This window comes from Micromonospora sp. NBC_00617 (genome assembly GCF_045161355.1).
Lineage (GTDB): Bacteria > Actinomycetota > Actinomycetes > Mycobacteriales > Micromonosporaceae > Micromonospora.
Genome location: NZ_CP107751.1, coordinates 790376 through 811622, shown reverse-complemented (window position 1 = coordinate 811622; position 21247 = coordinate 790376). Strand labels below are relative to the sequence as shown.

Annotated in this window: 17 protein-coding genes; 6 read left to right on the top strand and 11 right to left on the bottom strand. The window is 71.8% G+C overall.

Going from position 1 to position 21247, the window contains the following annotated elements; all coding sequences use genetic code 11:
- Nucleotides 1-45: 45 nt before the first annotated feature.
- Together OG505_RS03800 and OG505_RS03795 are read left to right on the top strand one after the other, a co-directional pair.
- A complete protein-coding gene (locus OG505_RS03800) occupies nucleotides 46-1779 on the top strand; it encodes an ABC transporter ATP-binding protein (protein WP_405434364.1) in 1734 nt (577 codons plus the stop codon).
- A 50-nt stretch (nucleotides 1780-1829) separates the two neighbouring features.
- Nucleotides 1830-3527 (top strand): ABC transporter ATP-binding protein, encoded by a 1698-nt coding sequence (locus OG505_RS03795; RefSeq protein WP_405434362.1) that lies wholly within the window; start codon nucleotides 1830-1832, stop codon nucleotides 3525-3527.
- A gap of 4 nt (nucleotides 3528-3531) precedes the next feature.
- Here the strand turns inward: OG505_RS03795 and OG505_RS03790 are convergent, their stop codons facing one another.
- From OG505_RS03790 to OG505_RS03770, 5 genes are read right to left on the bottom strand one after another with little or no spacing between them, the layout of a single operon-like run.
- The gene (locus OG505_RS03790) at nucleotides 3532-4458 is read right to left on the bottom strand and encodes a carbohydrate ABC transporter permease (protein ID WP_405430995.1); all 927 of its coding nucleotides are present in this window, start codon (nucleotides 4456-4458) and stop codon (nucleotides 3532-3534) included.
- Complete coding sequence (locus tag OG505_RS03785) at nucleotides 4458-5366, bottom strand: carbohydrate ABC transporter permease (protein ID WP_405430993.1); 909 nt, start codon at nucleotides 5364-5366, stop codon at nucleotides 4458-4460. Before OG505_RS03785 ends, OG505_RS03790 begins: the two co-directional genes overlap by 1 nt.
- Before the next feature lie 18 nt (nucleotides 5367-5384).
- Nucleotides 5385-6824 (bottom strand): N-acetylglucosamine/diacetylchitobiose ABC transporter substrate-binding protein, encoded by a 1440-nt coding sequence (ngcE, locus tag OG505_RS03780; RefSeq protein ID WP_405430992.1) that lies wholly within the window; start codon nucleotides 6822-6824, stop codon nucleotides 5385-5387.
- Between the two features lie 27 nt (nucleotides 6825-6851).
- Entirely contained in the window at nucleotides 6852-7601 is a 750-nt protein-coding gene (locus OG505_RS03775) for a sugar isomerase domain-containing protein (RefSeq protein WP_405430991.1), read from the bottom strand.
- Entirely contained in the window at nucleotides 7598-8551 is a 954-nt protein-coding gene (locus tag OG505_RS03770) for a MurR/RpiR family transcriptional regulator (protein WP_405430989.1), read from the bottom strand. The genes OG505_RS03775 and OG505_RS03770 overlap by 4 nt, the downstream gene beginning before the upstream one ends.
- Nucleotides 8552-8756: 205 nt before the next feature.
- Between OG505_RS03770 and OG505_RS03765 the strand changes: the two genes are divergently transcribed.
- Complete coding sequence (locus OG505_RS03765; protein WP_405430988.1) at nucleotides 8757-9743, top strand: N-acetylglucosamine kinase; 987 nt, start codon at nucleotides 8757-8759, stop codon at nucleotides 9741-9743.
- Nucleotides 9744-10398: 655 nt separating this feature from the next.
- Here the strand turns inward: OG505_RS03765 and OG505_RS03760 are convergent.
- From OG505_RS03760 to ngcE (OG505_RS03750), 3 genes are read right to left on the bottom strand one after another with little or no spacing between them, the layout of a single operon-like run.
- Entirely contained in the window at nucleotides 10399-11298 is a 900-nt protein-coding gene (locus OG505_RS03760; RefSeq protein ID WP_405430986.1) for a carbohydrate ABC transporter permease, read from the bottom strand.
- Nucleotides 11295-12203 (bottom strand): carbohydrate ABC transporter permease, encoded by a 909-nt coding sequence (locus OG505_RS03755; protein ID WP_234591511.1) that lies wholly within the window; start codon nucleotides 12201-12203, stop codon nucleotides 11295-11297. The genes OG505_RS03760 and OG505_RS03755 overlap by 4 nt, the downstream gene beginning before the upstream one ends.
- 59 nt (nucleotides 12204-12262) lie before the next feature.
- On the bottom strand, nucleotides 12263-13675 hold the full coding sequence (ngcE, locus tag OG505_RS03750) for an N-acetylglucosamine/diacetylchitobiose ABC transporter substrate-binding protein (RefSeq protein WP_405430984.1): 1413 nt from the start codon (nucleotides 13673-13675) through the stop codon (nucleotides 12263-12265).
- 198 nt (nucleotides 13676-13873) lie between these two features.
- Between ngcE (OG505_RS03750) and OG505_RS03745 the strand changes: the two genes are divergently transcribed.
- The gene (locus OG505_RS03745; protein ID WP_405430982.1) at nucleotides 13874-15319 is read left to right on the top strand and encodes an acyltransferase; all 1446 of its coding nucleotides are present in this window, start codon (nucleotides 13874-13876) and stop codon (nucleotides 15317-15319) included.
- Between the two features lie 118 nt (nucleotides 15320-15437).
- Here OG505_RS03745 and OG505_RS03740 read toward each other — a convergent pair whose 3' ends face one another.
- Nucleotides 15438-16325: a hypothetical protein gene (locus OG505_RS03740; RefSeq protein ID WP_405430981.1), complete on the bottom strand. Its 888-nt coding sequence runs from the start codon at nucleotides 16323-16325 to the stop codon at nucleotides 15438-15440.
- A gap of 19 nt (nucleotides 16326-16344) precedes the next feature.
- A complete protein-coding gene (locus OG505_RS03735) occupies nucleotides 16345-17217 on the bottom strand; it encodes a hypothetical protein (protein WP_405430979.1) in 873 nt (290 codons plus the stop codon).
- Nucleotides 17218-17305: 88 nt separating this feature from the next.
- On the opposite strand from OG505_RS03735, the gene OG505_RS03730 reads away from it, so the two are divergent.
- Entirely contained in the window at nucleotides 17306-18274 is a 969-nt protein-coding gene (locus OG505_RS03730; RefSeq protein WP_405430978.1) for a hypothetical protein, read from the top strand.
- Nucleotides 18275-18352: 78 nt separating this feature from the next.
- On the opposite strand, the gene murD is transcribed toward OG505_RS03730, so the two are convergent.
- On the bottom strand, nucleotides 18353-19702 hold the full coding sequence (gene murD, locus OG505_RS03725; protein WP_405430977.1) for a UDP-N-acetylmuramoyl-L-alanine--D-glutamate ligase: 1350 nt from the start codon (nucleotides 19700-19702) through the stop codon (nucleotides 18353-18355).
- A gap of 84 nt (nucleotides 19703-19786) precedes the next feature.
- Here murD and OG505_RS03720 point away from each other — a divergent pair, with 84 nt between their 5' ends.
- Nucleotides 19787-21136 (top strand): hypothetical protein, encoded by a 1350-nt coding sequence (locus OG505_RS03720; RefSeq protein ID WP_405430975.1) that lies wholly within the window; start codon nucleotides 19787-19789, stop codon nucleotides 21134-21136.
- Nucleotides 21137-21247: the final 111 nt, after the last annotated feature.

Sequence of the window (21247 nt, the reverse complement as noted above, 5' to 3'; positions counted from 1 at the left end):
CAGATCCCACACTCCGACCCCGGCACCCCCGACACGCGCGGTCCGATGCGGTACCTGTGGTGGCTGGTCCGCTGCCAGCCCTGGCGGGTGCTACGCGGCAGCCTGCTCGGCACGGCCTGGATGGTCGGGCTCTCGGCCCGGCCCTACCTGATCGCCCGTGCCGTCGACGACGGCCTGCGCGCCCGCGACAGCCGTGCCCTGGCCCTGTGGGTCGTGACGATCATCGTGGCGGGGGTGGCGTTGTCGTACCTGGGCATCATGCGACACCGCACGATGACCTTCATCCGGGAGGACGCCAAGGCCCGCTCGGCGGAGGTGCTGCTGCGTCAGCTGTCCCGGGTCGGCGCGGCGCTGCCACGCCGTTCCGCCGCCGGTGAGGTGGCCACCGTGGGCGGTTCCGACATCGACTGGTCGGCGCAGGTGCTGACCCTGACCGGGCCGGGCGTCGGCGCGATCGTCGCGTACGGGGTCATCGCCGTGGTGCTCTGGTCGATCTCCCCGCCGCTCGCGCTCTGCGTGCTGGTGGGCATGCCGGCGGTCGCGCTGGTCGTCGGGCCGCTGCTGCGCCGACTGGAACGCGCGGAGTCGGTCTACCGGAGGCAGCAGGGCGCGCTCACCGCCCGGTCCGGGGACATCGTGGCCGGGCTGCGCGTGCTGGCCGGGGTGGGCGGCCGGGACCTCTTCGCCCGACGGTACGCGGCCCGATCCCAGGACCTGCGCGCCGAGGGCTACCGGGTCGGCGCGGTCATCAGCTGGATCGACGCGGCGACCGTCGCCATCCCCGGCCTGTTCCTGGCGGCGGTGGTGTGGCTGACGGCCCGGATGGTGGTCAGCGGCGCCGTCAGCGTCGGTGAACTCGTCGCCGTCTACGGCATCGTCGCGAGCCTGATCGTGCCGGTCTGGTTCCTCCTGGAGGGCAGCCATCAGCTCATCCGGGGTCGGGTCGCCGCCCGGCGGATCACCGACCTGCTCCGGCTCACCCCGGACGACGTCGGCGGGCCGGGTCGCCGGTGGCCGTCCGCCGTCCCCGACGCGCGTCACCCGCATGCGGTGACCGCGCCGGACGGCCCCGCCGACCTGCACGACCCGGTGACCGGGCTGACCGTACGCGCCGGCCAGCTGACCGCGGTGGCGGCCGACGACCCGGCGGCGGCCGTGGCGCTTGCCGACCGGCTGGGCCGGTACGTCGTCAGCGACACCACCTGGGGTGGCATACCGCTGACCGAGGTCGCCCTGGACGAGGTGCGTGCCCGGATCCTGGTCGCCGACCACGACTCGTACCTCTTCGGCGGGACACTGCGTGACGTCCTGCGCCCCGGGACCGACGACGAACGGCTCGGCGCCGCCCTGCGGACCGCGTCGGCCGACGACATCGTCGACGCCCTCCCGGCCGGGCTGGACACCCCGCTGGACGCCCGGGCCCGGACGCTCTCCGGCGGTCAACGCCAACGGGTCCGCCTGGCCCGGGCGCTGCTCGCCGAGCCGGAGGTGCTGATCCTCGTGGACCCGACCTCGGCCGTGGACGCGCACACCGAGGCGCGGATCGCCGAGCGGCTGCGGACCGCTCGGGCGGGGCTGACCACCGTGGTGCTCGCCACGTCGCCGCTGCTGCTCGGCCGCGCCGACGTGGTCGCGCACCTGAGCGCAGGCCGGATCACCGCCACCGGCACCCACGACGGCCTGCTCGAATACGCCCCGGGCTACCGTCACCTGGTGGCCCGCGGCGACGACGATCCGGTCGCCGAGCGCCCCGCCGACGCCGAGGAGGCGTACCGGTGACCCGGCTGCCGATCGCGGACCGCGGCACCGTACGCCGTGCCCTCCGCGACATGATCAGCCGGCACCGCCGGGCCGTCGGCGTCGTACTGGCGCTGCACAGCGCCGCCGCCCTCGCCGGGCTGGCCCCGCCCTGGTTGCTGGGCGTCATCATCGACCGGGTCACCGCCGGCGCCGGCGTGGCCACCGTGGACCGGCTGGCACTGGCGATCGCCGGCTGTGTCCTCGTCAGCGCCCTGCTCTCCCGCTACGCCCAGTACGCCGGCCACCGCTTCGGCGAACGGGCCGTCGCCGAGCTGCGCGAGGAGTTCGTCTCCCGCACCCTCGGGCTGCCGGTCTCGGTCGTCGAGCGCGCCGGCGCCGGTGACCTGGCGACCCGCAGCTCGGTCGACGTGGCGACGGTCGGGACCACCGTCCGGGAGGTGGTGCCCACCATCGTCATCGCCTCGGTGCAGTTGACGTTGCTGTTCGGGGCGGTCTTCCTGCTGCATCCCCTGCTCGGGGTCGCGGCGCTAGCCGGGCTGCCGTCGATCGTGGCGGTGACCCGGTGGTACCTGCGTCGGGCCAGCTCCGCGTACCTCACCGAGGGCGCCGAGGCGGCCGAGTTGACCGAGGCGTTGACCACCACCGCCGAGGGGGCCCGCACGGTCGAGGCGCTGCGGCTGACCGACGACCGGATCCGGCACGGCACCAGCCGCGTCACCCGGCTGTGGCAGGCCCGGCGGGCGACCCTCGCGCTGCGGACCGTGTTCTTCTCGGTCGTGGAGGCCAGCTATCCGCTGCCCGTCGCCATGGTCCTGCTCGTCGGGGGCTACCTGTACGCCGCCGACCGGGTCTCGCTCGGCGCGGTGGTCGCCGCCGCGCTCTACCTCCAGCAGGCCATCGACCCGATGGACCGGCTGTTGCAGTGGACGGAGCAGGCGCAGCGCGGCTTCGCGTCGTTCGCCCGGGTGCTCGGCGTCGGGCTGGTCCCACCGGAGTCGCCCGGCACCACGGCCACCGTGCGGGGCGAGCGGCTCGTCGTCCGCGAGGCACGGTTCTCGTACGCCGACGGGCACGACGTGCTGCACGGCATCGACCTGGACGTGCGGCCCGGCGAACGGCTGGCGGTCGTCGGCCCGTCGGGCGCCGGCAAGTCGACCCTGGCCCGGCTGCTGGCCGGCATCGACGCGCCGCGGCGGGGCGTCGTCAGCATCGGCGGTTGCCCGGTCACCGACCTGGACCCGGCCGAACGTCGGCGGCGGATCGCCCTGGTCACTCAGGAGCACCACGTCTTCATCGGCTCGGTACGTGACAACCTCGCGTTCGCCGCGCCGGACGCCTCGGACGAGCAGATGCGCGCCGCGCTGGCCACGGTGGGCGCTGACTGGTACGACGAGCTGTCCGAGGGGCTGGACACCGCGCTCGGCGACGGCGCCCGCCAGCTCGGCGCGGCCGAGGCCCAGCAGCTGGCGCTGGCCCGACTGGTGCTCGCCGACCCGCACACGCTGATCCTGGACGAGGCGACCGCCGCGCTCGACCCGAGCACCGCTCGGCGGACCGAGCGCGCCCTGGCCGCCGTGCTCGTCGGACGGACCGTCATCGCCATCGCGCACCGGCTCAACACCGCGCACGACGCCGACCGGGTGGCCGTCCTGGCGGACGGCCGGATCACCGAGATCGGCAGTCACGACGAGCTGGTGGCGGCCGACGGGGCGTACGCCGCCCTCTGGCGCTCGTGGCACGCTCACGCCGACGAGCGCCAGAGGTGACGGTCTACTTCACCGCGCCGGAGGTGAGCCCGGCCTGGATCTGACGCTGGAAGACCGCGTACACGATGATCATCGGGAGGATGGCGATGGTCAGCGCGGCGAACAGCCCGGACCAGTCCGCCTCGTAGCCGGCGTTGACCGAGATGTCGGCGATGCCCTGGGTGAGCACCCACTTGTCCTTGGCGTTGGAGAGCAGCACCAACGGGAGCTGGTACTGCGCCCACTGTCCGATGATGTTGAAGATCGCCACGCTGATCAGACCGGGCTTCGCCATCGGCATCATGACCTGGAAGAACAGCCGGGTGTGCCCGCAGCCGTCGATCATCCCCGCCTCGGCCACCGACGTCGGCAGCGTCTTGAAGAACGCGGCCAGGAAGAAGATCGTGAACGGCAGCGAGTACGCGATGTAGACCAGCACCACGCCCTGGTAGGTGTCCAGCATGCCCAACTGCTTCACCACGAAGAAGAGCGGCACCAGGGCCAGGAAGACCGGGAACGCCAGCCCCGAGACGAACAGGTAGTAGATCGCCCGGTTGCCCCAGAACCGGTACCGCGCCAACACGTACGCCGCCATCGAGCCGAGCAGCATGGTGCCGAAGGTGCTGCACGAGACCACGAGGACGCTGTTGAGGAAGTACCGGCCGACGTTCGCCTTGGTCCACGCCCGACCGAAGTTCTCCCACCGCAGCTCCGCCGGGAGCGTCCACGGGCTGCTGAAGATCTCGCTGGTGTTCTTGAACGCGGCGAGGAAGGTCCAGAGGATCGGCACGATCACGATCACCGCCCACACGGCGAGCGCGATGTGTCCCAGGCCGGCGAAGAGCCGCACCTCCGAGCGGGGGTCCTTGCTCCCCCGCCCTGCGGCTGCCGGGTCGCCGGTCTTCGGCGGTAGGGCCGCCGGCGTCGGCGGCAGCGTCGACTGGGGGTTCATCAGTACTCCACGCTTTCCCGCTTGGTGAGCCGCAGCGTCAGCGCCGCGAACGTGAGGGTGAGGAAGAACAGCGCCACGCCCATCGCGGAGGCGTAACCGTACTTCGAGTAGACGAACGCGTTGCGGTAGATCTCCATGGCCAGCACGGTGGTGGCGCCGTCCGGGCCGCCACCGTCGACCGAGAGCACGGCCACGATGGCGAACGCGTCGAACGCCGCGATGCCCAGATAGACCCACGCGACCTGGAGGGTGTCCCAGAGCAGCGGCAGGGTGACCCGGAAGAACAGGGTCACCCTGCTCGCCCCGTCCATCTCCGCGGCCTCGTAGATCTCGCCCGGGATGGAGGCCATCCCGGCCGAGAAGAGCACCACGTAGAAGCCGACGGCCTGCCAGACCAGCACCGCGAGGATCGACCAGAGGGCCAGGTTCGGCTTGACCAGGAAGAGGATCGGATCCAGGCCGATCTTCATCAGCACGCCGTTGATCAGACCCGACTCGTTCGGCCGGTAGACCATCTGGAACAGCACCGCGATGATCGCCACCGCCAGGACCTGGGGGAAGAAGAACACCACCCGGTAGAACTTCGCCCCCCAGACCCCCTGGCGTTGACCGCCGCTGCTCTTGCCACCCACGTTGAGCAGGAAGGCGAAGAACAACGCGATGGCGATGGTGATCAGCGGCAGGGCAAGCAGCAGTACGCCGTGGTGCTGGACCGCCTTCCAGAAGGCGCCGTCGTCGAGCAGCCTCCGGTAGTTGTCGAAGCCCACCCACTGCGGGGCGGAGAGCCCTCGCCAGTTGGTCATCGAGATCTGGAACGCCTGCGCGTACGGCCAGATCACGAATGTCACGTACAGCGCGACCGGGGCGAACAGGAACCCGATCACGAATGGATACTTGCCGTGCCGCATGACCCTAGCTCCGATCGATCAGCGCTTGAACTTGGCGACCGAGCTGTCCTTCTTGATCGCGTCGGCGCGCTTCTGGATCCGCTCCACGAAGGCGTCCGCGTTGATCCGGCCGAACATCAGCTCGTTGGTGGCGCTGCGCGCCTCGGTGTCGAGCTCCTTGTACCAGCCGTCGAAGTACAGGTTGAACACGTCCTGCCCGGCCGCCTTGAGCGCGGCCTGCGAGCTGGCCACACCGGGCGGGAAGGCGAAGCCCTCCGAACCGGCGGTGACCACGGTCGGGGCCTTGACCACCTCGGTGAAGCCCTTCGCGCCCGCGGTGGACAGCATCTGGCGCATGTACTCCAGGCCGCCCTTGGGGTTCTTGCTCTTCGCCGAGACGAAGTAGCCCTCGCCCGCGGTGGCCCGCAGCGCCGTGGCCGGCAGCTTGTCCGACGCGGTGAGGCTCGGCACCGGCATGAGCTGGTAGTCGAAGCCGGCCGGGGTGTCCTGCTTCTGCTCGCCCTCCAGCCAGTCACCGCTGGGGTACAGGGCCACCTTGTACTGGTTCTGCCGCAGCTGCACGTCGGTGTGCTTGAGCCCCTCGAAGCTCTTGTCGCTGAACTTCGCCCCGACCTCGGCCCACGCCGTGGCCGCCTGCTTGACCGCGTCCTGCTTCCAGGCGCCGTCCTCCAGGTTGTCGATGTTCTTCAGCACGTCGACGCCACCGATCTTGGCGGCCTGAGTGAGGATCACGTTCCACTGGTAGTACGCCGCGTTCGCCCCCGCGTACCCGTAGGGCGTGATGCCCTTCGCCTTGATGGCGGTGAGCAGCTTGATGAAGTCGTCCCAGGTCTTCGCCGGCGCCCAGCCGTTGTCCTTGAACAGCTTGGCCGAGTACCAGATGCCGAAGACGGTGGAGACGTAGTACAGAACGTACGGCTTGCCGTTGAACGAACCCGCCTCGACGGTGCCCGGCACCACGGTGTCGCGGACCTTCTTGGCCGGGTCGTCGACCGACGGGGCGTCCCACAGCTCGGTGAGGTCCTGGAGCTGACCGTCGGCGACCAGCGCGCCGAAGTCCATCAGCTTCTCGCCCGAGTTGTTCACGAACTCCGGCGGGTTGCCGGACGCGAACCGCGGCTGGAGCACCGTGGAGACGGCCTGGGTGGACTGGTGCTTGATCTCCGCCTTGGGGAACGCCTTCTTGTAGAGCGGCTCGTGCACGTCGGTGGCGTACTTCTCGCCGTAGCCACCGTTGAAGATGATCACCTCGATCGGGGCGTCCTCCTTGACGCCCAGCGGGTTGGCCGCGCTCTTGGTGCCTTCGGCGGCCTTCTCGTTGTCCTTGTCACCGCCGCTGCTCGTGGCGCACGCGCTGAGCAGGCCGATGGCCGGGGTGGCGAGCATGCCCACGGCGGCGGCGCGACGCAGCACCGTGCGACGGTCGAGTGCGGCCGGGTGCTCGGGGGTAATCGACATCGTCGTCTCTCCTTGTGGAATGTCGGGTCAGGCGGTGCGCCGGAGACGCCCGGCGTACCGCGACTCGAGGGCGATGTTGTGCTCGTCCCCACCGGGGACGTTGGCGGAGAGGTAGATAGGGGGTACCTCCCCGGCCTGGTGGAACCGTCGTACGACCTCAGCGGTCAGCAACTGCGCCAGCAGCGCGGTGGTGACCGAGGAGACCGCACAGACCGCGCCGCCGCCCTCGAGCGGCAGCAGTGCGTCACCGTACGGCGCGCCGTTGTCCAGCACGACGTCGGCGAGGTCGGCGAGCCGCTGACCGGACGGGTGCCGTGGGGCGACCCGTGCGGTGTGCTCGACCGAGGTGACCGCGATCAACGGGTGACCGCGCTCGGTGACCAGCGCCGCCAGCTCGACCACCGAGCCGTTGATGCCGGACTGGGACGCCACCACGAACACGTCGCGCGGCTGGGGCGCCGCGAGCGCGTAGATCTGGTGGGCGATCCAGGGGTCGCGTTCCAGCTTGGGGTCGGCGAGCACGTCGCGCGGGGCGTCGCCGTGCACCACCAGGTCCCGTACCGAGAGCCGGTTGGTGGGGACCAGCCCACCGGCGCGGGCGACCAGCTCGGCGGCGAACGCCTCGGAGTGCCCGGCGCCGAACGCCTGGAGCACACCGCCGGCGCGCAGACTGTCGGCGATCAGGTCGGCGGCCCGGGTGATCCCGTCGGCCTCCGAGTCGAGCAGGCGGTCGAGCACCGGGCGGACGGCGTCCGCGTACCCCTGGGCACTGATCATGAGAGGGCCCCTTTCGCGGCCTTGTGCCCGTCGACGGCCTGCGCGGTGCGCCGGAAGGCCGCGTGGGCGCGGTCGTGGGTGCGCTGGGCGACGGCGATGTAGAGCAGGTCGAGCACCACCAGTTGCGGGTGGCGGGCGGAGAGGGCGTCCGGCCGGAAGGTGGTGGCCTGGCTGGCGGTGAGCAGCACGATGTCGGCCAGCTCGGCCAGCGGCGAGCGGGGGAAACCGGTGAGGGCGACAGTGGTGGCGCCCCGGCTGCCCGCCTCGGCGAGCATCTCGATCGTCTCGCGGGTCTGGCCGGTGTGCGAGATGCCGAGCGCGACGTCGCCGACGCCGAGCAGCGCGGCGCTGGCCAGCCCCTCGTGCACGTCGCTCCAGGCCCAGGCGGCCACCCCGATGCGGTGCAGGCTGAACTGCATCTCCTCGCCGACCAGGGCGCTGCCGCTGGCGCCGAAGATGTTCACCCGGCTGGCGCCGGCGATCGCCACCGCGGCGCGTTCCACCTCGCTGAGGTCGAGCAGCGCGGCGGTGTCGTGCATGGCCCGGGTGTCGGCCGCCATGATCTGGTCGAGCACCCGCGCGAGGGGGTCGCTGGGCTGGATCTCGCGGCCGATGTCGACGGTCCAGCCGGCCGAGCGTGCCCGGCCGGTCTCCGCGGCGATGCCGAGGCGCAGGTCGGCGTACCCCTCAAAGCCCATCGCCCGGCAGAAGCGGGTGATGGTGGCCGGGGAGGTGCCACTGCGTTCGGCAAGCTCCACAATGGTGGAGCGCGCGGCGGCCTCCGGGTCGCTCAGGACGTGCTCGGCGACGCGGCGCAGCGCGCCGGTCAGCTCGGCGAGCCCGTTGCGCACCCGGGCCAGCACCCCGTCGGAGGGTGAGTTCCTTCGGTCGGTCACGTGGGGGTCGACCACCGCGGTCCCCGCGGCGATGTCCACCTCGTGATCAACCATGGGTCGCCTCACCTTTCCGAAAAGACTGTTAACTGTTAGTGGTAAAAGTTCTTACTGAACCGCCCTCTGTGTCAAGACTGTGGGCGAAGTTTTCAAACTGTTACCTGGCGCACAGACCTCCACTCCCGACCGAAGTTGCCCCACGCGGCCGCGCCGACCAGCATGAACAGGCCCAGCACCGCGCAGCGCAAGGAGGCCCGTGCCGATGTCCGACACCGTCGTGGTCGGTCTCGACGTCGGGGGTACGTCCACCCGGGCGACCGCCCTGACCCTCGCCGGCGAACGCCTCGGCACCGGCCGAGCCGGCGGCGGCAACCCCACCAGCCACGGCGCCGAGCGGGCCGCCGCCGAACTGTTGGCCGCGCTGCGCGCCGCGCTCGCCGACGTCGACCCGACCCGGGTGGCCGCCGGCACCATCGGGCTGGCCGGCGCAGCCCGAATCCTCGCCGACCCCGCCGGACGCGCCGCCTTCGACCGGGCCTGGCACGACGCGGGCCTGCGCTGCCCGTACGCCGTGCACGGCGACGCCCTGGTCGCCTACGCCTCCGGCACCGCCGAGCCCGACGGGACGGTGCTCATCGCCGGCACCGGCGCGATCACCGCGCAGGTCGTCGACCTGCGACTCGACCGGATCGCCGACGGCCACGGCTGGCTGCTCGGCGACGCCGGATCGGGCTTCTGGCTCGGCCGCGAGGCGGTCCGCCGGCTCCTCGCCGACCTGGACGCCGGCCACGCGCCGGGCACGCTGGGCGCGGCGGTGCTCACCGACCTGGTGGGCAGCACCGACGTCGCTCCCCGCCCCCGCGACACCGTGGACGCCACGATCCAGGCGGTCACCCGCCGGCCGCCGATCGAACTGGCCCGGCTCGCGCCACTGGTCGTCACCGCCGCCACCGACGGCGAACCGGTCGCCACCGCGCTGATCGCCGAGGCCGCCGCCCACCTCGCCGGGAGCGTCGGCCGGATCCGCCCCGCCGGGGCGACGACGCCGGTCGTACTCGGCGGTGGGCTGCTCACCGCGGGCACCCCGCTCGCCACGGCCGTCCGCGCCGAGATCGGCCGACGCTGGCCGTCCGCGCCCCTGCGCACCGCCGGCGACGGGGCCGCCGCGGCAGCCTGGCTCGCCGCCCGCGCCCTACCCGAGGTCACCGACCCGGCAGCCCTGCACGCCCGACTCTTCCCCACCCCCTGACCGCCCCACCCCGGGCCGCCCCGGGCCGGGCCCGACCGCGCGCCGCCCCCTGCACACCATGCCGCACCGGGTCACACTGAGCGAGCCGGGCCGGTAATGCCGCGCCGGACCGGGCCACCCGGGCGAGCCGGACCGGCAATGCCGGGCCGGGCGCGTCGGGCCGCCACGGGTCATGATCGTGCTCGATCCTGGAAAGAGTGCCCACCTCACGCCCCGAGGCCACTACATCCTGGATCGAGCACGATCAAGGCGTGCGCCGCTGCCCACCCGCCGCCAGCCCGGGCCTCTCGGGCCGGGGCCGGGAGAGCCGGGAAGCCCGGGCCGCCCACGGCAAGATCCGCACACCCGCCTCCACGGCAAGATCCGCGCACTTTCGGGGAAACTGCTGCCTCACGACGAGCTGAGACAGCAACTTCACCGAAGTTGCGTCGATCTTGGACGCCGGGCGGCACGGGCGGGCGCCGAGCGGGCGGGCGGGCGCCGAGCGGGCGGGCGGGCGCCGAGCGGGCGGGCGGGCGCCGAGCGGGCGGGCGGGCGGCGCGGGTCGGGACCGTGTGATCAGGAGCGGTCACTGGTCGGTGGTGGATGCCACCGGGCGGCGCGGTCGCTGTGGCTCGCCTCGGCGGGTGGCGGGTGAGCCGCCACCCGTGCCGTCCTACTTGAGCTGACCGGCGGTGAGGCCGGCCTGGACCTGCCGCTGGAAGGCCACGTAGATCGCCAGCACCGGCAGCACCGCGATGCTCAACCCGGCGAAGAGCCGAGCGTAGTCGCCCGCGTAGCCCTGGCTGACCGACAGCGCGAACAGCCCCTGGGCGAGCATCCACTTGGACTCGTCGCCCTGCATCAGCACCTGCGGCAGCAGGAACTGGTTCCAGTGGCTGAGGAAGTTGAAGATCGCCACGCTGATCAGTCCCGGACGCGCCATCGGGAGCATCACTCGGAAGAAGAGTCGGAAGTGACCGCAGCCGTCGACCATGGCCGCCTCGGCCACCGAGGTCGGCAGGGTCCGGAAGAACGCGGTCAGGAAGAACACCGTGAACGGCATCGAGTACGCCGCGTACACCAGGATCAGTCCCGTCCAGGTGCCGAAGAGGCCGGCGTTGCGGACCACGAAGAACAGCGGCACCAGGGCGAGGAACACCGGGAACATCAGGCCGCCGACGAACAGGTAGTAGACGACCTGCCGGCCACGGAACTCGTACCGGGCGAAGACGTACGCGGCGGCGGCGCCCATCAGCATGGTGAGGCTGACCGAGCCGGTGACCACCACGAGGCTGTTGAGGAAGTACCGGCCGATGTGCGCCCCGGTCCACGCACGCGCCCAGTTGTCCCAGCTCAGCGACGCGGGCAGCCCCCACGGGTCGGCCAGGATCTCGCCGTTGGTCTTGAACGAGCTGAGGAACATCCACAGCAGCGGCAGGACGGTGAGCAGGCCCCAGAGCAGCAGGAAGCCGTGCGAGAGGGCGTTGGCGACGCCGAGTTCCCGGCGGACGGGACGGTCCCGACCCGGGGTCGACGTCGGCGCGGCGACGGTGGGCTGGTCCAGTGTGGTCACGAGTACTCGATCCGATCGCGCCGGCCGACCCGCAGCGACAGCACCGCCACCGAGAGGGTCAGGAAGAACATCACCACGCCGATCGCCGAGGCGTAGCCGAACTTGGTCTCGCTGCCGAAGGCGGTGTCGTACATCCGTACGCCGATCACGTCGGTGGAGAAGTTCGGTCCACCGTTGGTCATGAGCTGCACGAGGATGAACCCGTCCAGGGCGAAGATGGCCAGGTAGACCCAGGCGACCTGAACGGTGTCCCAGAGCAGTGGCAGGGTGATCCGCCGCAGCGTGGTGAACCGGGACGCACCGTCGAGCAGCACCGCCTCGTAGATCTCCTTCGGTACGGCCGACATCGCGGCGCCGAACAGGACGACGTAGAAGCCGACGTTGCTCCACACCATCACCGCCAGCACACACCAGAAGGCGGTCGCCGGGTCGCCGAGCCAGGTCGGCGCGGGCAGGCCGACGGCGTGCAGCGCGCTGGTCAGCAGCCCCTTGTTGGGGTGGTAGACCTCCTTGAACAACAGCGCGATGATCACGACGGAGAGCACCTGCGGGAAGAAGTACACGGTGCGGTAGAACGCGCCGCCGCGGACCCCGGTGACTCCGGCGCGGCCCCGGCGCCCGCCCAGGGCGAGCATGGTGGCGAAGAAGAGCCCGAACCCGATGGTCAGCACGGGCACCAGGGCGAGCAGGATCGCGTTGTTCTTCAGCGCGTTCCACACGTAGTCGTCGTGCCACAGCGCCTTGAAGTTCGCCAGCCCGACCTGGTTGGCGTCGGCCGAGTAGCCGAGCCAGTCGGTGGTGGAGATCTGGAACGCCTGCAGGTACGGGGAGACGACGAAGAAGACGTACAGCAGCACCGGCGGCACCAGGAACGTGACGATCAGCGGCCACTTGCCATGTTTCACGGTGGACCTTTCCCAAGGTGCGGCCGGTGGGGGCGCGCTCGCCCCCACCGGCCGGGCTGTCAAGCCGCTCGCTTGTACTTCTTGATCGAGCTGTCCTGGGCGATCGAGTCGGCGCCCTTCTGACACTGGTCGAGGAACTCGGCCGGGCCGATCCGGCCGCTGAAGAACTCGCCGCAGGCGGCATCGACGAGGGGCTTCTCCAACTTGCGGTAGTAGTTGTTGTAGACCCAGTTGAAGCCGTTGGCACCGGACGCGTCCAGGGCCTTGACCACGGTGTTGAGCCCGTACGGCAGCTCCACGCCCTCGCTGGCGCCGGCCACCACGGTCAGGCTGGCCACCCTTTTGGTGAAGTCCTGGGCGCCCTTCTTGGAGAGCATGGTGCGGAAGTACTCCAGGCCACCGGCGACGTTGCGGGCCTTGGCCGGCACCATGAACGGCTCGCCGGCGGTGCCTCGGATCGCCTCGAACGGCAGTTTGTCGCCGCTGCCCAGGCTGGGGGTGGGCGCGATGGTCATGTTGAACCCGGCCGGGGTGACGTCCTTCTGCTCGCTCTCCAGCCAGGAACCGCAGGAGATGAAGGCGGCCTTGCCCTGACACCAGGCGGTCTGCGACTGCTTGTGGTCCAGGCCGGGCGAGCCCTCCAGGATGAACTTGTCCTTGACGATCTGGTGCCACGCGTCGGCGGCGGTCCGCATCGAGTCGGACTTCCAGGCGTTCGGCTCCAGGTTGTCGATGGCGGTCGCCACCGACGGCCCGCCGAGCTTGATGGCGGTGGCGATCAGCGGCCAGCTCATGTAGCGCGGGTGCAGGCCCGCGTACGTCCAGGGGGCGATGCCGGCCGCCTTGATCTGCTTGCAGAGCGCGATGTGGTCGTCCCAGGTCTTGGCGTACTCCCACTTGCGTTCGGCGAACAGCTTCTCGGAGTACCAGATGCCGTAGGCGGTGTAGGTGTAGTTGAGCACCAGGAACGTGCCGTCGTACGACCCGACCTCGACCGCGCCGGGCAGCAGGGTGTCCTTGACGGTCTTGCCGGGCACGTCGAGGCTCGGCGCGGCGAGCAGCTCGCCCAGGTCGGCGATGGCGTTCTGGCTGACCAGGCCGTTGAAGTCGATCTGGCTGGCGCCGGAGTTGTTGACCACGTCCGGCGGCGTGCCGTCGACGAAACGCGGCTGGAGGGTCTTGCTGATCTCCTGGGTGGCGGAGTGCTTGATCTTCGCCTTCGGGTACTTCTCGGTGTACATGGCCTCGTGGGCCTTGGCGTACTCCTCACCGAACCCGCCGCCGAAGATCACCACCTCGAGCGGGGCGTCCTCCTTGACGCCGAGCGGGTTCTCGGCGCTCTTGGTGCCCTGGTAGGTCTCGGCATCGCCCTTGTCACCGCCGCCGGTCGCACAACCGGTCAGCAGACCGGCGGCGGGGGTGGCCAGCAGACCGGCGGCGGCGCTGCGCCGCAGGATCTCACGCCTGTTCATCAAGTCTCCTCGGTTCGGGTCGGGCGGTCGCCGGGTAATGGGGAAGGCGTCCGTCGCGCGAGGCACGGGGGTTGTTGCTTGTCTTCAGTTAGCGCAAAGTTGCTGAAGAATTTCTACGGCAGCGGCGCGCGGACTTCAACCCCCGGCAGCCGAACCGTTATCACCACCGGGCACCGCCGGCTCGCATAGCCTGGGGTGATGGGCCGCCTGCGCCAGCTCGCCGAGCGCACCCCGGCGGGCCGGGAGCGGTACGTCGACCTGCTCCGCGCCCTCGCCATCACCATGGTCGTTCTCGGACACTGGAGCATCGTGGTGATCGTGCGCAACGACTCCGGGCTGCCCACCGGGCACTCCGCGCTCAGTGACCTGCCATGGGCGTACCCGCTGACCTGGGTGGCCCAGGTGATGCCGGTCTTCTTCCTGGTCGGCGGTTACGCCAACGCGGTCTCGCTGGCCCGCCTGCGCGCACGGGGCGGCGACGCCGCCAGTTGGCTGCTCGACCGCAGCGCCCGGCTGGTCCGCCCCACCAGCGTGCTGGTGCTGGTGCTCGGCGGCGCCGCCGCCGTGGCCCGGCTGCTCGACACCGACCCGACCCGGATCCGCGAGGTGGTCTGGTTCGCCACCATCCCGCTCTGGTTCCTGGTCGCGTACCTCGCGGTGGTCGCGCTCACCCCACCGATGTACGCGCTGCACCGCCGCCTCGGCCTGGCCGTTCCGCTGGTGCTGGTCGCCCTGGTGGGTCTCGGCGACCTGGGCCGGCTGACCGGGCCGGTGGAGCTGAGCTACGGCAACTACCTGTTCGGCTGGCTGGCGATACACCAGCTCGGCTTCGCCTGGTACGACACCCGGCAGGCAGCCGGGCCGAAGCCCGCCAGCGAAGCCGCCCCGCCGGCCGACGCCGCCGGCCCTCCGGCCCCCGGTGAAACCGGCCCGCCGTTTGACGAGCATTCGGGGGTACGTCGCCGCCGGCTGCCGACCTCCCTCCGGGCCGCTCTGGTGTTCCTGGTCGGCGGGCTGGCCGCGCTGCTGCTGCTCACCGTGCCCGGCCCCTGGCCGGTGGCCATGCTGAACGTGCCCGGCGAGAGGCTGGACAATGCCAGCCCGCCGAGCCTCGCGCTGCTGGCCGTCGCCGCCACCCAACTCGGCCTGGTCCTGCTGCTGCGCGGCCCCGCGGAGCGCCTGCTGCGGCGCACCGGCCCGTGGCAGCTGGTGATCGGGGTCAACCTGGTGGTGCTGACCATCTTCCTCTGGCACCTGACCGCCGCCATCCTGCTGATCGGGCTGCTCGACGCGACCGGGACCCTGCCCGCACCGGAGGTCGGCTCGGCTGCCTGGTGGGCGTGGCGGGTGCCCTGGCTGCTGCTGCTCGCGGCCGTCCTGACGGTGCTGGTCGCCGTCTTCGGGCGGGTGGAGGTCCACAGCAGCGGGCACCGCACCGGGCACCGGGCCAGCCGGGGCACCACGACCCGCACGGTGCTGACCGTGGCCGGTTACGCCGCAGTGGTGTTCGCACTGATGCTCAACAGCGCGACCCCGAAACTCGCCCCGGAGCCGCTCGGCATGCCCGCCCCGGCCCTGCTGGCGTACCTGGCCGGGGCGGGCGTGCTGCGTCTGCTCAGGTCTGGGTGGGGAACCCGAGGTTGACCCCGCCGTGGCGCGGGTCCAGCCACCGGCCGGTGACCGTCGACGGCCTCGACTGGCCCGCGTACGCCGAACCCCTCGCCCAGATCGCGGACCTGGTCCGGAACGCCGGATAGGCGGCTCACCGCACGGTGGGTGGCTCGGCCGCCGGCCGCAGCGATCTCGACACGCGTCTCGGCGGGCTGGCCCGGGCAGAACTGCGGCGGCGCAGCGGCAGGTGCAGGACGGTGGCGACCACCGCGAAGGCGGCCCAGCCGGCGCCCAGCGCGACGGCCGACGAGACGTCCTGCAAATAGTGGTACGCGGTGAGGAAACCGACCAGCGCGAGGCTGTTGCGAGCGAAGTGCCCGCTGAACTCGAACAACTGACGGCGAGCCTCGACGGCGACCAGCACCCCCGAATACGGGAATGTCACCACCATGCCGCGCAACACCGCGCCGAGCACCGCGGTGAGGATCGCCCCGACGAAGATGACCAGCAACTTGAGCAGCGCCGGCAGACCGTCCGGACGGCCTCCGGCCGGCGTCGCCGCCCGGGCGTCCGCGTCGCCGACCGCGGCCGGTCCGGCAGCGGCGGCGTCCGCTCCGTTGGCTGCTGCGGCGGCGGCGTCGCCTGCGCCGGCTGCGGCGGCGGCGCGCGTACGGGCGTGACCGCGCAGCAGGAGCATGGCCGTCAGCCAGAGCACGAGCGTGGCGGCGAGGGCCGCCTCGAACGGGATGTCGACGGCCAGCAGACCTGCGCTCAGCGCCACGTAGACGGCGATCCCCGCGCCGTCGGCGAGCAGGATGGGCCAGCGCAGCCGCTGGTGGGTGACCGCCACGGTGACGAAGAAGAGGTTGAGCCCGAGCACGCCGAGCACCTGCGCGCCGCCCACTCCGTAAGGGGTGCTGACCAGGGCGAGCGTCATCGGAAACGGAAGGCTGTAGACCAGCGCGCGGAGCCTGATCGAGCGGATCACGCTGACCGCCCAGACCACGGCCGTCACCAGCAGGACCGCACTCACCGTCATGGCTTCCCCGTCTCGGCCGTCAGTCCTGGAAGGTCGCGGCGTTCACGCAGACGTCGAACACGCGGGTGAGGCGCTCGACGTCCGTCCGGTTGACCGAGAACTGGTTCTCGCCGACCTCGCCGTGCGCGGTCATCCGGGCCTCCCAACAGCTCGACCCGTCCCAGACTGTCAGATTGACGAGGAGCTGTGGACTGACCACACCGAAGGGCAGCAGACCCACCCGTGCCCCGGCCGCGCGCTGCCGCTGCACGAGCGCGGACAGCTCGTCGGTCAGCGTGGCGTAGACGAAGACCCGGGTGATCCGGACGCCCCGCTGCAGGGCCGCGACGTTCGCCTCCCAGTAGCGTCGGCCGATCTCGCTGCGCCACCAGCTCAGCTCCCCGCTCACCCGGGGCATCACGTTCGTCAGCGCGTCGAGCCGGTGCACGCAGCCACGGGTCGCGCCGACCAGGTCCTCGTCCTCGTCGCCACGCCGGATGATCCGCCCCTGCGCGAGCTGCTCGGCCTCCAGCCGGAACTGCTCGTAGCGCCGCTGCGCCTCCGCCGCGACCCGCGTGCCCGCGTGCTGCTCGGCCGCCTCCCGGATGGCCCCGGCCAGCTCGGTGGTGGTGTGGACGAGCCACGGCGGCCCGTCCAGCAACGTCCGCAGGTGAAACCGGCGCTCCGCGCGGGCCAGCGAGTCCACCAGCAGCGAGATGGTGATGCCCATCAGGCCGGCCAGCAGCGACTCCACCCCGGAGGCGGCGTTGGTGAGGTCGAGCATGACGCTGAGGGTGATCGACAACGTGATGCCGACCAACGCCACCGGGTCGGTGTGCGGCACCAGACGCGCGAAGCCGCCGGAGGCGCCGCCGCGCTCGCGGGGCCGCCGACGGGCCACGTCACGGACCATCGAAGTCCCCCAATCCGCCGGTGCCGCCAGGGTAGATGCCAGCCACAACCCGCAGGCACCGCCGGATGACAGCGGTAGCATCCGGCAGGTGCAGAGCGCGGATGCGGCCCCGTCGCCTTCGACGGTCGCCGAGCAGATCACGGCGGACGTCCGGGCCTGGGTCGACTCCGCTGCGCTCCGCGGCCTGGTTCGGCACTTCGGCGGTCACTGGCCGACCGGCGACCTCGCCGAGGCGCTGCGGTTCCTCGATGACTTCTCCGCCCGGCACTGGGACTTCCGGCAGGGGCGCGAACGCCCGGACGCGCGCGAGCCGACCTTCGACGCGCTCACGTCCAGGCTGGTCCTCGACGCGGCCGCCGCGCTCGGCATGGTGCGTGCGGTGCCGCCGGCCCGCCCGGCGTACGCCCACCTGGTCGTGCTGGGCGGCCTGGCGCACGCCTGCGTGCGTCGCGTCGCGTACGCCGCGCATCTGCTGCGCGCCGGCCTGCGGGTGACCGGCGAGGTCGCCGTGCTGGGCAGCTTCCGACCACTGTCCGAGTGGGAGCGCGCCACCATCGCCGACGCGGGCCTGCCGCCGGACGAGACCGAGGTGGACGTGCTGGACACGGCGGTCCGGCAGGTGTTCGGGGTGACCGCCCCGACCGAGCAGGACGGCGTCGACGCCGGCCACCCCCACCACTCCTGGTCGTCGCGGACCTACCGGCCGACCGGCCTGCCACCGGTACGGGTGCTGGCCGCGCCGTCCAGCGACCCCGACCGGCGACGCGCCCACACCGCCGACACCCAGCGGTTCTGGGCCGGGCACGTCCGGCTCGCCCCGGGTGACGAGGCGCTGATGGTCACCGCGCCGATCTACGTGCCGTTCCAGCACTGCGACGCGCTACGCACCCTGGCCGTGCCGTACGGCTGCGCCATCGAGACCGTCGGGGTGGACCCGACGCTGGCCGACCTGGCGGTGCTACCCGAGCAGACCCTCACCCCCGGGCGGTACCTACAGGAGACCCGCTCGGCCATCCGCTCGATGCGCGCCCTGCACCAGCAGGCCGCCCGACGGTGACCCGACCAGACCGGCCGACCCGGCGCAGGACGGTAGTCTCGGCCAGGCCAGCCGTCCGTGAGGTGAATCCGCCGGGCCCTACGCCCCGGCGGTGTCGGCGACGGCCTGGGCGAAGACCTCGGAGCGGTGCTCGAAGTTGCGGAACCGGCCGTAGCTCGGGGCGGCCGGGGACAGCAGCACCACCCCGCCGGCCGGGGTCACCTCCCGGGACAGCCGGACCGCGTCCACCAGGTCGTCGACCAGCTCCGTCCGCACCTTGGGCAGGCCGTCGAGCGCCTCGACGATGCGGGCGCCGCTGTCCGGGATGCCGATCACGGTCAGCTCCCGCTCGGCGAGGTGCTCGGCCAGCGGCGTGTAGTCCAGCCCCCGGTCGTTACCCCCGACGATCACGGTCAACGGTCGCCCGTCGTACGCGTCGATGGCGTGCATGGCCGCGTACGGGCTGGTGGCCAGGGTGTCGTCGACGAAGGTCAGGCCGGACGGGTCGGTGATCTCGGTGAGCCGGTGGGCCAGCCCCTGGAACTCGGCCACCGCGACGGCGAGGTGGTCCTTGGCGGCCACCACGTCGATGCCGAGCGCGTCGAGCACGGCGAGGGCGACGCACAGGTTGCCCTCGTTGTGCCGGCCCACCAGCGGCAGCACGGCGCGGGGGAAGAGCGGCTGGTCGCCGAGGTGGAACCAGGGCGTGCCGTCCGCGCCGGTGGCGACGTGGGTGGTGTCGGGGCGGCCGGCCCGCACCGCCGGCAGCTCCCCCAGCTCGGCGGCGAGCCGTGGGTCGGCGCCGTTGACCACGATCGTCTGCGGATCGTGGGCCAGCAGGTTGAGCTTGTCGCGGTAGTACTCCCGCTCCCCGCCGTGCGCGTCCAGGTGCTCGGGGAACAGCGCGGTGACCACGGCCACCCGGGGCGAGTCGGTGAGGTCGCTGCACTGGTAGCTCGACAGCTCCAGCACGTACAGCTCCGCGTCGGGCAGGTCGAGGGTCGGCACCCCGATGTTGCCGCCGAAGACGTTCGGGCGGTCCATCGCGGTGAGCAGGTGGCTGATCAGGCTGGAGGTGGTGCTCTTGCCTTTGCTGCCGGTCACCCCGACGGTGCGTGCGGCGTGGTCGGCCATCCACAGCGCGGTGCCCTGGGTGACCGGCACGCCGCGTCGGCGCAGCTCGACCAGCCAGGGATGGGTCTGCGGCACGCCGGGCGAGCGGACCACCACGTCGGCGGCGGCCAGCCTGGCGAAGCCCGCCTCTCCGGTGACCAGCGGGGCCGCCTCGGCCAGCGGACCGTCCCAGGGCAGGGACAGGAAGTTGGCGCTGTCGTCGACGGCGACCAGCTCGGCGGGGCCGTGCGCGGCGATCGCGGTCACAGCCGCCCGGCCCTCCCGACCGGCCCCCCAGACGGCGACGGTACGTCCGCGCAGGTCAGACAGGCGCACTGGGCTCTCCTCGGGGGTCACGGCGGCGGCAGGGCGGGGGCCCGGTCCGGACACGGCCGGACGAACCAGGGCCTAGTATGGCGTGTGCCCAACGAGCAGCTCCGGCGGATGGACGCCTTCACCTTCCCGTCCTACTCGATCGACTTCGCCACCGGTGAGGTGTTGTTCGACTACGCGCTGACCGGTCCGGCCGGCGAGCAACGGTTCACCGAAGTGATCACCCTTCCGTTGCCGGCGCAGCCGCCGTCGGACGAGACCGTGGCCACCCTCGGTCGGGTGCTGGAGGTGCTGCACCTCGTCGCCGGGGTGAGCTACTACAAGGTCGCCGCGCCGCCCCGGCTGGTGCTGCCGGCGCCGCTGGGCGCGGCCACCGTCGACTACGTCACGGCCGTCTACACCAAGGGCCTCGCGGAGTACGCGTACCGCAACCAGTTGCCGCACGTGCTCGAGTTGCGCCCGGAGGTGCCGGCCGGCTCGCCGGAGTCGCCGCGCGTCTACGACAACTCCGATCGTCGCCCCCTCTCCGCCGTCGGCGGCGGCAAGGACTCGATCGTGAGCTTGGAGGCGCTGCGCCGCGCCGAGCTGGACCCGGTGCCGTTCTCGGTCAACCCGAACCACGTGATCGTCTCGGTGAACGAGGCGTCCGGGCTGACCCCCCTCGCGGCCCGACGCCGCATCGACCCGGTGCTGTTCGACCTGAACGCGGCGGGCGCGCTGAACGGGCACATCCCGGTCACCGCGATCAACTCGCTGATCGCGGTGGCGACGGCGGTGCTGCACGGGCTCGGCCCGGTGGTGATGTCCAACGAGCGCTCCGCGTCCGACCCGAACCTGGTCTGGAACGGCCACGAGATCAACCACCAGTGGTCCAAGGGCGTCGAGGCCGAAGGGCTGCTGCGGGGGGCGCTGGCCGAGCACGCCGGCCTCACCGAACCGTACTTCTCGCTGCTGCGTTCGCTGTCCGAGCTGCACATCGCCCGGCTGTTCGCCGAGTTCACCCGGTACGACGACGTGGTGACGAGCTGCAACCAGGCGTTCAAGCTGCGCGACGCGTCCGAGCGCTGGTGCCGGGACTGCCCGAAGTGCCGGTTCGTCTTCCTCGCGATGGCCCCGTTCATGCCGCGTGAGCGGGTCACCCACATCTTCGGCGGCGACCTGCTGGCCGACCCGGAGCAGATCCCCGGCTACCGGGAGCTGCTGGGCGTGGACGGGCACAAGCCGTTCGAGTGCGTGGGCGAGGTCGAGGAGTCGGTGGTGGCTCTCGGCCTGCTCGCCGAACAGGACCAGTGGCGCGACGCCCCAGTGATCAAGGCACTGGTGGAAGCCGTACCGGAAACGGCCTGGTCCGCGGTGGCGACGTCGGACGTCTTCACCCCCGGCGGCCTTAACCACATCCCCCCAACCTACGCAAAAGCCCTAACCTCCCTCTCCTAACCCCCCACCCCTCCCCTCCCCCTCTGACCCCGTTGATCATGAAGTTATTGCCACTCTCATCGGCGCGTCTTGGCAATAACTTCATGATCAACGCGGGAGGTGGCGGGGGCT